Here is a 13,755-nt window from a genome sequence, read left to right on the forward strand (position 1 = left end):
CTCGTCGCTCATGTGCCAAGCCGTGCCCTGCGAAGCCCTGGCGAAGGAGGGCGCTTCGCCAAGGCATCGAGCGGAAAGCTGGAGACGCCTGCCCTCCCGAGCGGCAGCCGCATGCTGTCCTTGGCCACGGCCACCCATTCCGGATCGTGATCAAGCACCGACCCGGCTGACGAAGCGGTCCAGCTTCACCTTGTCGATGGTGCGCCGCTCGTTCTTCAGCGCGGTCAGCCCGGCGCGGTCGAAGAACTCCAGGATCTGGATCGCCACCTTGCGACCGCCGCCGATGCGATCGCGGAACTCCGCCGCCTTGAAGGTGGCGTCGGGCGCCGTGGTCGCCAGCTCCTCGACGATGCGCGCCATCTCGGCCACCGCGTCGCGCAGGAAGAAGTGATCGGGCGCCACCTGCCAGACCACGGCCATGCGGCTCAGCCGGCGCATCAGATCGCGCACCTGGTTCTCGGCGAAGTCGAATTCCTGGGCGAAGTCGCGCACGCGCGGCGGGCCGAAGCGCGCCGCCTTCAGCACCGGCTCGATCCGCGCCCATAGCCGTTCGTCCTGCGGCGAGAGCCGCACGCTGTGTCCCGGCAGGCGCAGCCATGGGCCGTCGGCCTCGACCTTCCGGCTCTTGAGCAGCGCCGTGCAGACGGCGCTGAACGGCGCCGGCGGCACGCGGGTCGGCAATGCCAGCCGCAACTTCGCGGGCTCCATGCCGGCGCTGTTGGGGTTCTTCTCGTGATGCGCCTTCAGTGCGGCCAGGCTCGCGGCCTCGAGCTCGGCGAAGCGCGCCGCGGCGAAGGCGAATGGCCCGCCCTCGACTCCCGGCGCCGGCAGCGCCACCGCGCCGGCATGCGCCACGACATCGTCGAGCGCCTCGCGCCTGAGGTTGCGCGCGATGCCGAACAGGCCGAGATCGACGACCTGCGGCGCCAGCTCGGTCAGCGCCTTCAGCGCCGTGACCGGATCGATGTCGGATTGCGCGTTCAGGGCGGCCAGCCGTTCGGGCCGGCGGCGATAGCGTGCCGGCCCCCAGGGATCGAGCACCATGCCGCCGGCCATGGTGCGCCGGGCCGACTGGTCGCGCAGGATCAGCCGGTCGCCGTGCAGCGCGCCGATCGGCGCCTCGAGCACGAGCTGCACCAGCGCGCGCTGGCCGGGCTCGATGGCGTCGGTGTCGAGCGGCACGACCCGCGCCATGGCGTGCGCGGCGCCGAGATGCAGATGCACCGGCGTCCACGAGCGCAGGGGCCGCGGCTCGTCCTTCAGCAGCCGGATGCGCGCATCGATGCGATCGGCGGGCTTGCGCAGCGCCGCCGCCAGCAGCCAGTCGCCGCGATGGATCGAGTCCTTGGCGATCTGCGGGCCGGCGATGTTGATGGCGCAGCGTTGGCCGGCCGTACCGACCTCGGCCGCGCGGTTCTGCGCATGCAGCGAGCGCACGCGCGCCGCCGCGCCCGACGAGGCGATCACCAGCTGGTCGCCCTCGCGCACCTCGCCGGCGAACACCGTGCCGGTGACCACGGTGCCGGCGCCGCTGAGCGTGAAGCAGCGATCGATCGGCAGCCGGAAGCGTCCCGCCGTGGCGCGTTCCTGCGTCGCCTCGGCCTCCAGCTCGAGCCGCGCGCGCAGGTCGTCGAGCCCCTGCCCGCTCTGCGCCGAGACGGTGGTGATCTCCGCCTCGGCCAGGCTGGTGTCCAAGAGCAGAATGCGGATCTCGTCCTCGAGCGCCGCCAGCCGCTCGGCGCCGGCGAGATCGGCCTTGGTGATCACGACGGCGCCGCGGTCGACGCCCAGCAGGTCGAGGATCGCCAGATGCTCGCGCGTCTGCGGCATCACGCCGTCGTCGGCGGCGACGACGAGCAGCGCGAAGTCGATGCCGCCGATGCCGGCCAGCATGTTGTGGATGAAGCGCTCGTGGCCCGGCACGTCGACGAAGCCGACGACGCGGCCGTCGGCGAGCGGCAGATAGGCGAAGCCGAGATCGATGGTGATGCCGCGCGCCTTTTCCTCCGGCAGCCGATCGGTATCGATGCCGGTCAGCGCCCGCACCAAGGTCGTCTTGCCGTGATCGATATGCCCCGCGGTGCCGACGATCATGACGCACCTGCCTTCCCCCGGAGGGGCGGGGCGATCGCAAAAGGCCGATGTGCCTCGGTCCTACCTTCCCCCGGAGGGGGAAGGTGCCCGAAGGGCGGAAGGGGGATGTCGAAGACGGACACCGGCCTTGTTGAGACATCCCCCATTCGGCGCTGCGCGCCACCTTCCCCCTCCGGGGGAAGGTAAAGACCAACGACTCTTCTCACGTCAAACCCGCCAGCTGCGCGGCGAAGCCGGCCTCGTCCTCGAGGCAGCGCAGGTCGAGCTTCAGGCTGCCGTCCTCGATGCGACCGATCACCGGCACGGGCAAGGCGCGGAAGGCGGCGGCGAGCTGGTCGACCACGCCGCCGCTCACCTTGCCGACGGGCGTCAGCGACAGCGCGACGCTGGCCAGCCGGTCGACGGGCAGCGAGCCGCTGCCGATCTGGCTGCGGCACGGCTCGATGCTGACCGTCGCGCGGCCGGCGAGCACCTGCGTCACGACCGGCAGCAGGCGCGTGGCGAGCGCCGCGATGTCGGCGGTGGCGCGCGTCAGCAGGCGCAGGGTCGGCAGCCTCTCGGGCAGGCGATCGGGATCGGCGTACAGACGCAAGGTCGCTTCGAGCGCCGCGAGCCGTCCCTTGTCGAGGCGCAGCGCGCGCTTCAGCGGATTCTTCGCCAGCCTGCGCACCAGCTCGCTTCTGCCGACGACGATGCCGCATTGCGGCCCGCCCAGCAGCTTGTCGCCGCTGAAGGTCACGAGATCGGCGCCGGCCTCGATCGCCTCGCGCACCGTGGGCTCGTGCGGCAGGCCCCAGCGCTCGAGATCGACCAGCTGGCCGCTGCCCAGATCGTTGACGAAGGGCAGGCCCTTCGCCCGCGCCAGCGCGGCGATCTCCTTCTCCGGCACGGCCGTGGTGAAGCCGACGACGGCGTAGTTCGAGGGATGCACCTTCATCAGCATCGCCGTGCGTTCGCCGATCGCGCCCTCGTAGTCCCTGAGATGCGTGCGGTTGGTGGTGCCGATCTCGACCAGCACGCAGCCGGCGCGCGCCATGATGTCGGGCATGCGAAACGCGCCGCCGATCTCGATCAGCTCGCCGCGCGACACCGGCACTTCCCTGCCGAGCGCCAGCGTGTTGAGCACCAGCACCACGGCGGCGGCGTTGTTGTTGACGACGACCGCGTCCTCGGCGCCGGTCAGCCTGCGCAGCCAGCCCCTGACGTGATCGTCGCGCTCGCCGCGCGCGCCCTTCTCGACGACGTATTCGAGATTGGACGGCGCGCCGAGCACGGCGTCGCTGGCCTCCAGCGCCTCGCGCGCCAGAACCGCGCGGCCGAGATTGGTGTGCAGCACCGTGCCGGTGAGGTTGAAGACGCGGCGCTGCGAGGGCGCCATCTCGGCGGCCAGGCGGCGGGCGGCCATGGCGGCGACGCCGGCCTCGTCGGCGACGGCCCTGGCGGCGCGCAGATCGGCCAGCGCCCAGCGCACCGCTTCGGTCGCGGGCAGGCGGCCGTGGCGCTCGATCAGCGGCGCGGTATCGGCATGGCGCAGGACGCGGTCGACGGCGGGAAGGCGGGAAGCGGTTGGGCTGGTCAAAGACGGGGCTCGCACGCGAGACGGGCCGATTCCCTACCGCCTTTCGCCCCGGCGGGGCAACCTCCCACGCCGCCCGCCCCTCGGCGCCAGCCTTGATCCTGCCTTCCCCCGGAGGGAGAAGGTGCCCGAAGGGCGGAAGGGGGATGTCGAAGACGAACACCGGATTTGTTGCGGCATCCCCCTTCCGGCGCTGTGCGCCGCCTTCCCCCTCCGGGGGAAGGTAATTCCTCATCCTCCCGCGAGAGGCGCGATGATCAGTCGGGCAGCAGCAGCTCGAGGGTGACCCTGTCGCCGGCCTGGGCCGGACGGGTGCCGCAGCCTCGGGCCTTGCCCCAGGCCTCGACCGCCGAGCCGGCGACCGATGCCGGCAGGGGCGCCGGGCCGCTCACCGCCAACGCCGCCGGGGCGCCGTCCTCGCCGTCGAGGTATTCGATGCGCACCGGGGCCTTGGCATCGCCGGCCGCCCGCTCGCGATCTCCCCAGGCCGAGATCAGCTCGATCATCGCCAGCTGCAGCAGCCATTCGTCGATGACGCCGCAGCGCCGGTCCTCGGCGACGACGACCTCGAGCTCGACGCCCAGCAGCTTGGCTTCCTTGGCGAACAGGCGCTGGAAACGGTCCATCAGGCGGGTCACGTCGCTCGGCCCGGCGACACGGCCGGCCTGGGCGGGACCGAACTCGCGGAAGCCGCGGATGATCTCGGCCGCGAGCTGCACCTGATCGGCGATGGCCTCGAGCCGCTGCGCCAGCGACAGCACCTCGGTGTCGCGATCGCCGGCGCCGAAATCGTTGAGCTCGTCCAACGCATTGTCGGCGAGCAGCTGGATCGCGTTCAGCGGCTGGTTGAGTTCGTGGGCGGATGCAGCAATGACGCGCCGCAGCGAGTTCATCACGCCGGTATGCGCGGGTGACGTCTCGGTCATGTCCGGGTCTCCCATCCAGCCTGGCATGGTTGCACCGCAGCGCGGTGTCTCACCATTTGTGGTCGAACAATATACATGCGGCACGACAAATAGAGTTCAGATTGGACATAACTGAACCTTAGCCTGACGTGTCGTGGTAGATTCGGCGTCACTGTAGAGGTTTCGAAGCTACGCCGGGTGTGACGAATGGCGGAGCCTAACACGAGCGATCTGACGCGTCCCATCGCCATCGTGGTCGACGACGACGAGACGGCGGCGCGTGCGCTGGCCGACGTGATGGGACGTTCGGGGCTGCCCTCGCTGCACTTCACGCGTGTGGCGCCGGCGCTGGCGACGCTCGACCGGCAGCCCTCGATCAAGGTCGTGGTCTCCGACGTGGCGATGCCGGAACTCAGCGGCCTGGACCTCGCGGCGGCGATCCGCCAGCGCGACGGCGAGGCGCCGCACGTGCTGTTCATGTCGGGCCGCTCGGAGATGGCGATGCCGGTGGCGGCGCTGGGCCTGGGGGTGGTCGACTTCTTCCCCAAGCCGGTGCGCACGGCGCAGCTGGTGGCGCGGATTCGGACGCTGCTGGGCCTGCAGACGCCGGCCAGGGTCGAGGCGGCGCAGGACAGCTGGAAGCGGCGCGACGCGGATCTGCGCAACCGCATCTGGTTGCAGAAGGAACGTCTGTCGCTGGCGCAGCGACGCAAGGTGATGCCCGGCCTGCTCGATCCCGACGCGGCCTGGGTGATGCTGGTGGAGCTGCTGCACGCCGAGCAGCAGAAGCGGCCCTATCACGTGTCGGCGCTGTGCGCCGCGTCGGGCGCGCCGACGAGCACCGCGTTGCGGCGCCTGTCGGAGCTGGTCGACCAGGGGCTGGTGCAGCGGGTCGCCGACGGCGCCGACGCACGGCGGTCGTGGGTCAGCCTGACGGAGAAGGGCCAGGGTGTGCTGCGCGCCTGCATGGACGGCGGCGAGCAAGAGATGAGCAGGCAGAACGATTAGGCGGCCGGGTCGCCGCCGCGGAGACGGAATGATGAGCGCACAAGTTCAGGAAGCGCCCAGGCGCCTGATCCTCGTCGTCGACGACGAGGATCTGGTGCGGCGCATCGCCTGCCAGGGTCTGCAGCGCCTGGGCTACGACGTGATCGACGCGCATGACGGCGACTCCGCGCTCAAGCTGCTGGAGAGCGACGGGCGCAAGATCGACCTGCTGTTCGCCGACGTGCGCATGCCCGGGCGGCTGAGCGGCCCGGCGCTGGCCGACATCGCCCTGCGCCAGCGGCCCGACATGAAGGTGCTGCTGACCTCCGGCCACGCCCGCACCGAGGATTTCGCCAGCGTCGGCAGCTCCTACCCGGTGCTGCCCAAGCCCTATCGCCGCGCCGAGCTGGCCGAGGCGATCGCCTCGGCGCTGTCGCGGCCCTGAGGAAATCGTCCGCTTGACCACCACACCCGGCTCGGATCCGTTCGAGCGTCTCGCCGAGCTGGCGACGACGATCAATGCCGTCGTCGATCCGGCGCAGGCCCTGCCGCTGCTGGCGCGCTTCGCCGCCGAGCAGAGCGGCGCTGCGGCGGCCGTGATCGTGCCGCGCCAGCCCTGGCCGGGCGAACGCGCGCCACGCCAGACGAGCTGGAGCGACGATCGCCTGACCGTCTCGCCGGCCGACGCGCGACGGCTGCTCGGCGCCATCGGCGCCCAGCCCGCCCTCGCCCAGCTGACGCGCGATGCGCATTCCGGCAGCGATGCCGCGGCGTGGCCGCCGGGCGTCGTCGCGCTCACCGTGCTGTCCGGCGATCCGGTCGTCGATATCGTCTGCCTGCACACCGGGGCGCCGGCGCCGCGGCCGGCGCGCGACGCCTTGCGCCACGCGGCGCCGCTGGCCGCCGGCCTGGTCGAGCGCATGCATCGCCGCAACGCCGCCATCCTCAGCCTGCGCCGCTTCCGCGACTTCACCGAGATCGCCGGCGACTGGCTGTGGGAGACCGACGCCGAGCACCGCTTCACCTTGCTCGAGAACCCGGCCAGCGGCGCACGCGGCGAGCGGCCCGACCAGGTGCTGGGCATGACGCGCTGGCAGCTCGCCGGCTCCTCGCTCGAGGAGCACCGCTGGCGCGAGCACAAGGCCGACCTCGACGCGCGCCGGCCGTTCTCCGGGCTCGAGTACACCTCGGGCCGCGCCGGCAAGGGTCGCGTCTTCGAATCCAGTGGTCGGCCGCGCTTCGCCGCCGACGGCACCTTCCTCGGCTATCGTGGCGTCTCGCGCGACATCTCGGCGTTGCGCGCCGCCGAAACCCGCGCCGCGCGCCAGGAAGGGCGCTTCCGCTCGATCGTGCGCACCACGGCCGAGGGCGTCGTCGTGCTCGATGCCGAAGGCCGCATCGGCTACGCCAACCAGCGCTTCGCCGAGATGGTCGGCCGCACCGTCGAGGAGCTCGGCGGCGTGGCGATGGGCCCCTTCGTCGAAGACGGCCCGGCCTTCGTCGCGATCATCGCCGAGCCGCCGCTGCGGCCGGTCGAGCTCGTCCTGCGGCGCGCCGACGGCACTGCGCTCAGCGTCATGGTCAGCATGCGGCCGATGCGGGCGGAGGGCTACGACACCGACGGCACGCTGGTGATGCTGAGTGACATCTCGGCGCACAAGCAGGCCGAGGCCAGCCTGAGCGAGACGCGCGACAATCTGCGCTATCTCTTCGCCAACAACCCCAACCCGATGTGGGTGGTCGACGAGACGAGCCTGCGCTTCGTGTCGGTCAACGGTGCGGCGATCGCCGCCTACGGCTACAGCCGCGAGGAGTTCCTCGCCATGCGCCTGCCCGACATCCGCCCGCCGGAGGATGTCGCGCGCGTCGCCGACGCCATGGCCGCCGGCCGCTCGCCGCGCGGCGGCGTCGAGTTCTGGCGCCACCGCACGCGCGACGGCGACATCCGCGACGTCGAGGTGATGCCCTATCGCATCACCTTCGAGGGCCGGCCGGCCTGGCTGTCGCTGGTGCGCGACGTCACCGAGAAGCGGCGCGCCGAGGCGCGGCTGGCGGAGACCGAGGAGAAGCTGCGCCGCGCCCAGCGGCTCGAAGCCATCGGCCAGCTCGCCGATGGCATCGCGCACGAATTCAACAACGCGCTGGCCGTGATCCTCGGCAACACCGAGATCCTGGCCGAGGAGGTCGGCGCCGTCGCCGCCGCGCGCGAGCCGCTGGCGGCGATCGGCGAGGCCAGCCAGCGCGGCGCCGAGCTGATCGGCCATCTGCTGTCGTTCTCGCGCAGCGGCTCGTCGGCGCCGCGCACCCTGTCGGTCGAGGGGGCCATGGCGGCGATCGAGCCGATCCTGCGCCGCTTCCTGCCCAAGAACATCGAGCTCGAGGTGACGAGCGTCGAGGAGGCCTGGCCGATCCATGTCGACCAGGGCCAGCTCGAGACGGCGATGCTCAACCTGGTGTCCAACGCCCGCGACGCCATGCCCGAGGGCGGCCAGATCCTGATCGACATCGACAATCACGGCGCGGGAGAGGCCGCCGCCGACGATCTGGAGACGACGGTGGTGGGCGACCACGTGCGCATCCGCGTCACCGACACCGGCGGCGGCATGACGCCCGAGGTGCTGCGCCGCGCCTTCGAGCCGTTCTTCACCACCAAGCGGGTCGGCCGCGGCAGTGGCCTGGGGCTCAGCATGGTCTACGGCTTCGCCCGCCAATCGGGCGGCTCGATCGATCTCGCCAGCAATCCCGAGACCGGCACCACGGTGACCCTGCTGTTGCCGCGCGCGCGACCCAGCCGCGCCAGCGCCGTCCAGGCGGCCTGATTCAGCCTCGCTGCACCGTTCCGACCCGGATCGATCGCGCCGCGGACCCGTCCAAGACGGACCGATCGCACATGGCCGCCGCACCCGGTGCTGGCTAATCCTGAGCCATCGAGTTTGCGAGGTTCAGGATGGATCGGGACGCGGTACTGGTGGTCGACGACGACGCCCTGGGCGAGCGGCAGATCGCCCATTGGCTGGGCGCGCAGGACGTCTTCCCCTATCTGTCGTCGGAGACGTCGCTGGCCGCGCTCAACGGCGAGAGGGCGCCGCGCATCGTCATCTGCAAGCCCGGCTCCAGTGGCGTCGCGGTGTTCCACTGGCTGCAGAACCTCAAGGACCAGCCGATCGTGCTGATCCTCAGCGACGAGCCGGCGCAGCCCGGCAAGGTGCACGGCGACGGCAAGTCGCTCACTGCCGTGATGCACGCGCCGGTCGACGGCGCCGGCATGGCCCGACTCGTCAAGCTGCTGCTCGACGTCAGCGGCCGCATCGTCCAGGCGCCGGCCGAGGACGAGCCCCGGTCCGACCGCCCGCGCCATGTCAGCCTCGACGACCTGCCGCCGGCCGGAAGGGCTTGAGCCTCAGCGCAGGGCGAACACCTCGACGGCGCTCTCGCGGCCGCGTACCTGCACCGTCCCCATGCGCTCGGCGGTGAGCTCCATCGCGTTCGCGCCGGCGAAGGTCGCGCCGCAGACCAGGGTGTGCGTCTCGAAATCCTTGTTCAGCCGCTCCAGGCGCTGCGCCAGGTTCACCGTATCGCCGTAGATCGTGTAGGTCTGCCGCCGGGCATCGCCCACGGCGCCGGCCGCAACCGGGCCGGTGGCAACGCCGATGCGCAAGCGCAGTCGATGTCCCTCGAAGTCGCGCGCCGCCATCAGCGCCTGCAGCGCGCAGGCGGCATCGATCGCCCGCGCGCCATGCCCGGCAACGGCGATCGGCGTGTTGAAGGCGGCGATGAGCGCGTCGCCGACATGGTTCACGACGATGCCGCCGCGTTCGTCGACGATCGCGGTGGCGGCGCCGAAGAAGCTGTTGAGCACCGCGATCAGCTCGTGCGGCGAGAGGCGCTCGGACAGCCCGGTGAAGCCCTCGATATCGGCGAACAGCACGCTGGCCTCGCGCAGCTGCGGCGCCAGCTGGCCGCTGTCGACGAGCTGCTCGGCCACCTGCTCGGGCACGTAGCGTCCGAGCAGCCGCTGCACGCGGTTGCGCTTTTCCTCGACGGCGGCGTGGTCGCGCACCATGTTGCGCGCGCGATGCACGGCGAGCGCGGCGATGCCGGTGGACAGCGCCATCACCAGCGCCTCGGCGACGCGCGTTGGCAGGGCGAGGAAGTTCAAGTTCAGCACGACGGCGAGATACTGATCGCGCGTCGGCGAGGCCGGCAGGCCGCCATAGCTGACGACTTGCTCCATGCCGGACATGATCCAGGCCGTGGCGCCGGTCATGCCGAGCACCGCGCACAAGCCCGTCCACAACACGAGCGCCGGCGAGAGCGACAGGATCGAAACCGCCAGCACGACGTAGTAGTAGGCAGGCCGGCTGGTCAGGAAGACGAAGTTCTGCGGAACGTCGCCGCCGGTGCTGATCGGCGCGAAGGCCAGAACAGCGCTGATCGCCGCCATGTCGCAGGCGAAGATGACGAAGCGCGCGGCGCGCTCGTAGCGCCCGCCGACCAGTACCAGGGGCACCAGCCCGATGCCCGCGACCGCCAGCAACGCGGCGGCCGGGAGCAGATTGTTGGGCCACGAGATGGCGATCAGATAGAAGGCGGCGATAGCGACAAGTGCGCAGGTCCGGCCGATAACGCCGAGCCGAAATCCCCGGCGCTCCGCCGCCGCGAGCGCCAGGTCCACCGCACCGGGATTATCGTCGGCCGTACTGCTCGTCACTGACCTTTTCCATCCAGTCGACGACCTTGCCGTCGAGGTGTTCCTGAATGGCGATGTGGGTCATGGCCGTCGTCGCCGCAGCGCCGTGCCAGTGCTTCACGCCAGGTGGAATCCATACCACGTCGCCGGGCCGGATCTCCTGGATCGGGCCACCCCAGCGTTGCACCAGGCCGACGCCCGCCGTCACGACGAGGATCTGGCCCAGCGGGTGCGTGTGCCAGGCGCTGCGCGCGCCGGGCTCGAAGGTCACCACGCCGGCGCGCGTGCGCGACGGCGCGGGCATCTGGAACAGAGGATCGACGCGCACCGCGCCGGTGAAATAGTCCGCCGGGCCCTTGGCCGAGGGCAGCGAGCCGTTGCGCTGGATGTCGAGTCCCGGCCCTTGGGCCGCTGCCGACAGCGACGCTGTCACGAGAAACGACGCGAGGGTCGCAGTCCACATGTTCATGCCAGCCCTTCCCCTCAGAAGCTCGGGTACTGGTCGTCGCCGACCTTCTCGAGCCAATCGACCGCCTTGCCGCCCAGCGCCTCCTGAATGGCGATGTGAGTCATGGCGGTGGTCGCCTTGGCGCCGTGCCAGTGCTTCTCGCCCGGCGCTGTCCAGATCACGTCGCCCGGCCGAATTTCCTCGACCGGCCCGCCCCAGCACTGCACCCAGCCGCAGCCCGATGTGACGATCAGCGTCTGGCCCAGCGGGTGGGTGTGCCAGTTGCTGCGCGCGCCGGGCTCGAAGGTGACGTAGGCGCACGACACACGCGCAGGATCGCCCGCCTGGAACAGCGGATCGACGCGCACCGTGCCGGTGAAGAAACTCGTCGGCCCCTTGGCGGATGGTTGCGAGCCGCCGCGCCTGATTTCCATGATCGGCCTCCCTGATGCCTGCGCCTGATGATTTAGCGCGCGCACCCGGCGCAACTAGCCGGCATAATCCGCATGGACTGATGAGTGGCGGCGATAAATGCAGCGCGGCGATTTGGACGACATTCTTGCCTTCCTCGTGGTGGCGCGGGAGCGCAGCTTCACCAGGGCGGCGGCCCAGCTGGGCGTGTCGCAGTCGGCGCTCAGCCATACGATCCGCGGCCTCGAGACGCGCCTGGGCGTGCGGCTGCTGACCCGCACCACGCGCAGCGTGTCGCCGACCGAAGCCGGCGAGCGCCTGCTGCAGACCGTCGGTCCGCGCGTCGAGGAGATCGAAGGCGAGATCGAGGCGCTGAGCGACTTCCGCGACAAGCCGGCCGGCACCATCCGGATCACGACGGTGGAGTACGCGGTCGACACGATCCTGTGGCCGAAGCTGGCGCCGCTGCTGCGCGACCATCCCGGCATCAAGCTCGAGATCATCATCGACTACGGCCTGACCGACATCGTCGCCGAACGCTTCGACGCCGGGGTGCGATCCGGCGAGCAGATCGCCAAGGACATGATCGCGGTGCGCATCGGGCCGGACCTGCGCATGGCCGTAGTCGGCTCGCCTTCCTACTTCGCGCGCAAGGCAGAGCCGACGCGGCCGCAAGACCTGATCGGCCACAGCTGCATCAATCTGCGACTGCCGACCCACGGCGGCATCTACGCCTGGGAATTCGAGCGCAACAGACGCGAGTTGAGGGTGCGGGTCGACGGGCAGATCGTCTGCAACAACACGGCACAGATGCTCACCGCCGCGCTGGCCGGGCTCGGCCTGGCTTATGTTCCGGAGGAACAGGCGCTGCCCCACATCGCTGGCGGACGATTGCGACGCGTGCTGGAGGAGTGGTGTCCGCCCTATGCAGGCTATCACCTCTACTATCCCAGCCGCCGCCAGTCGTCCGCCGCGTTCAAGCTGCTGGTCGAGGCGCTGCGCTATCGCGCCTGACGCTTCTCGAACACGTCCTTTGCGACGGGCAACGCCGAGAAGGCGTTGGGCCAGCCGGCATAGAACGCGAGATGGGTGATGATTTCGGCCGCTTGGGCCTGTGTCAGGCCGTAATCCATCGCGCGGTTGAGATGGTAGGGGATCTGTCCGACGTGGCCGGCGGAGATCAGGGCGCTCACGGTCACCAGGCTGCGGTCGCGCGGCGCCAGATCGGACCGCAGCCACAGATCGCGGAACAGGATGTCGGTCGTGTACTGTACGATGCCGGGCGCGACCGTGCCGAACTGCTGGCCGACGCGCTCGGCGCGCTGCGCCTCGGCCGCCGCATCGAGCGGCAGGAGCGGCGGCGACACGGCGGCCAACTGATCGGTGCCGATCCCACGCCGGGTGAAGACCTCCTTCGCCGCCGCGACTGCCGTCATAGCGTTCGGCCAGCCGGAATAGAACGCGAGGTGGGTGATGAGCTCCGAAATCTCCTTCGGTGCGACGCCGTGATCGAGGGCGAGGTTCAGGTAGTACGGCATCTCGATCGCCTGTTCGCGCGCGATGAGCGCCGCGAGCGTGACGAGGCTGCGGTCGCGCGGCGACAGGTCAGGGCGCTTCCACAGGTCGCCAAACAGGCGGGTTTGCGCGTAGCGTTCGAGACCCGGTGCGACCTGACGTATGTCGTCAAGGGTACGCGCGAGCTGGGCACTGGTGTTCGGCATGGGATTGGCTTTCTCCGCTTGGGCCGACAGCGGCGCCAGCAGCGAAAGCGATGTGACGATCATCGCGAGACGTTTCATGTGGACCCCTATCGGCGATTGCGCAGGCGCGCTCACCGAAGATGGGTCGAGTGCCGCCCTCCCATAACGGCCGCCAGTCGATAGGGCTTATCGGCGTGGCTCACGAGTTGGCGACGGGGCGCACTCAGCCGTCGCCCGTGTGACTTGATCGCACGGAGTCATGTAGGCGACCGGCGGCCAAAGAAAGAGCGCCGGCCCTGCGGCCGGCGCGTCGAGTCGCTCTGGGGGAGGAAAGAGGCTCAGTGCACCGCGCGCGAGGCGGCGACGGTGGGCTCGGGAAGACGGCTGGCGCGGCTGGCGGCCCTGGCGCGCCGCGTGCCCTTGCGGCCTGAATCGAGGCGGGCGGCGGCGCCCAAGGCGGTGTCGATGAAGCGGGCGAGCGCGCCGGTCTCGACCAGGGCGCCGACCACGGCGACCACCGCGCGGCCGTCGAAGTAGACATGCTCCTCGGTCGCCGGATCGTCGGAGACGACGACGAACATCGGCGGCTCGGGCAGCTCGCGCAGCGAATGGCACAGCGAGATGCCGACCGGGTCGTGGCGGCAGACGACGAGGCGCGGCGTGAGTTCGCGGCCAAGCCCTTCGGCGTCATCATCCGACGCGGCGATCGCGCTGACATCCTGCGCGCCGAGCCAGACCATCAGACGATCGCGACGGATCGTGTCGGCGTCGGCCACGAGAACTGAATTCCTGCGCATCGCTTCCATCTCCCGTTGATGCACTTCCGGTTTAGGCGCCTGGCTCGCTGCACTCAACGCGCGAAGGGTCCAAGTTGGACGAATCGTCGAACAGCCTGCATTTCACGTGCGATGAAAAAAGCGCCCGGCACGCGCGGGGGCAGCCGC

Annotated in this window: 13 protein-coding genes; 5 read left to right on the top strand and 8 right to left on the bottom strand. The window is 70.6% G+C overall.

The window, feature by feature from the left end; translation table 11 throughout:
- Positions 1 to 150: 150 nt before the first annotated feature.
- From selB to KF889_07400, 3 genes are all read right to left on the bottom strand, one after another.
- Positions 151 to 2,094 carry a selenocysteine-specific translation elongation factor gene (selB, locus tag KF889_07390; protein ID MBX3499252.1) on the bottom strand — a complete coding sequence of 648 codons (1,944 nt, stop codon included), beginning with the start codon at positions 2,092 to 2,094 and terminating at the stop codon, positions 151 to 153.
- 202 nt (positions 2,095 to 2,296) lie between these two features.
- The gene (gene selA, locus KF889_07395; protein ID MBX3499253.1) at positions 2,297 to 3,673 is read right to left on the bottom strand and encodes an L-seryl-tRNA(Sec) selenium transferase; all 1,377 of its coding nucleotides are present in this window, start codon (positions 3,671 to 3,673) and stop codon (positions 2,297 to 2,299) included.
- A gap of 254 nt (positions 3,674 to 3,927) precedes the next feature.
- Positions 3,928 to 4,596 (bottom strand): HAMP domain-containing histidine kinase, encoded by a 669-nt coding sequence (locus tag KF889_07400; protein ID MBX3499254.1) that lies wholly within the window; start codon positions 4,594 to 4,596, stop codon positions 3,928 to 3,930.
- Positions 4,597 to 4,782: 186 nt separating this feature from the next.
- Here KF889_07400 and KF889_07405 point away from each other — a divergent pair, with 186 nt between their 5' ends.
- From KF889_07405 to KF889_07420, 4 genes are all read left to right on the top strand, one after another.
- Positions 4,783 to 5,583, top strand: coding sequence for a response regulator (locus tag KF889_07405; GenBank protein MBX3499255.1), 801 nt, complete (start codon positions 4,783 to 4,785; stop codon positions 5,581 to 5,583).
- Between the two features lie 31 nt (positions 5,584 to 5,614).
- A complete protein-coding gene (locus KF889_07410) occupies positions 5,615 to 6,007 on the top strand; it encodes a response regulator (GenBank protein MBX3499256.1) in 393 nt (130 codons plus the stop codon).
- A 13-nt stretch (positions 6,008 to 6,020) separates the two neighbouring features.
- Entirely contained in the window at positions 6,021 to 8,381 is a 2,361-nt protein-coding gene (locus KF889_07415; GenBank protein ID MBX3499257.1) for a PAS domain S-box protein, read from the top strand.
- Between the two features lie 128 nt (positions 8,382 to 8,509).
- On the top strand, positions 8,510 to 8,959 hold the full coding sequence (locus KF889_07420) for a hypothetical protein (protein ID MBX3499258.1): 450 nt from the start codon (positions 8,510 to 8,512) through the stop codon (positions 8,957 to 8,959).
- A gap of 3 nt (positions 8,960 to 8,962) precedes the next feature.
- On the opposite strand, the gene KF889_07425 is transcribed toward KF889_07420, so the two are convergent.
- Genes KF889_07425 through KF889_07435 form a run of 3 tightly spaced genes read right to left on the bottom strand, consistent with a single transcriptional unit; the run spans position 8,963 to position 11,134 of the window.
- Positions 8,963 to 10,237, bottom strand: a complete 1,275-nt coding sequence (locus tag KF889_07425; GenBank protein ID MBX3499259.1) for an adenylate/guanylate cyclase domain-containing protein — start codon at positions 10,235 to 10,237, stop codon at positions 8,963 to 8,965.
- 10 nt (positions 10,238 to 10,247) lie between these two features.
- Positions 10,248 to 10,721, bottom strand: a complete 474-nt coding sequence (locus KF889_07430) for a cupin domain-containing protein (protein ID MBX3499260.1) — start codon at positions 10,719 to 10,721, stop codon at positions 10,248 to 10,250.
- A gap of 14 nt (positions 10,722 to 10,735) precedes the next feature.
- Positions 10,736 to 11,134 (bottom strand): cupin domain-containing protein, encoded by a 399-nt coding sequence (locus KF889_07435; protein MBX3499261.1) that lies wholly within the window; start codon positions 11,132 to 11,134, stop codon positions 10,736 to 10,738.
- A 97-nt stretch (positions 11,135 to 11,231) separates the two neighbouring features.
- On the opposite strand from KF889_07435, the gene KF889_07440 reads away from it, so the two are divergent.
- The gene (locus tag KF889_07440) at positions 11,232 to 12,125 is read left to right on the top strand and encodes a LysR family transcriptional regulator (protein MBX3499262.1); all 894 of its coding nucleotides are present in this window, start codon (positions 11,232 to 11,234) and stop codon (positions 12,123 to 12,125) included.
- Here KF889_07440 and KF889_07445 read toward each other — a convergent pair.
- Entirely contained in the window at positions 12,113 to 12,910 is a 798-nt protein-coding gene (locus KF889_07445) for a carboxymuconolactone decarboxylase family protein (protein ID MBX3499263.1), read from the bottom strand. The two genes, KF889_07440 and KF889_07445, sit on opposite strands and share 13 nt — an antisense overlap.
- Before the next feature lie 239 nt (positions 12,911 to 13,149).
- A complete protein-coding gene (locus KF889_07450; protein MBX3499264.1) occupies positions 13,150 to 13,608 on the bottom strand; it encodes a hypothetical protein in 459 nt (152 codons plus the stop codon).
- Between the last annotated feature and the right edge of the window lie 147 nt (positions 13,609 to 13,755).

The organism is Alphaproteobacteria bacterium (assembly GCA_019635875.1).
Classification (GTDB): Bacteria; Pseudomonadota; Alphaproteobacteria; order Reyranellales; family Reyranellaceae; genus JAFAZJ01.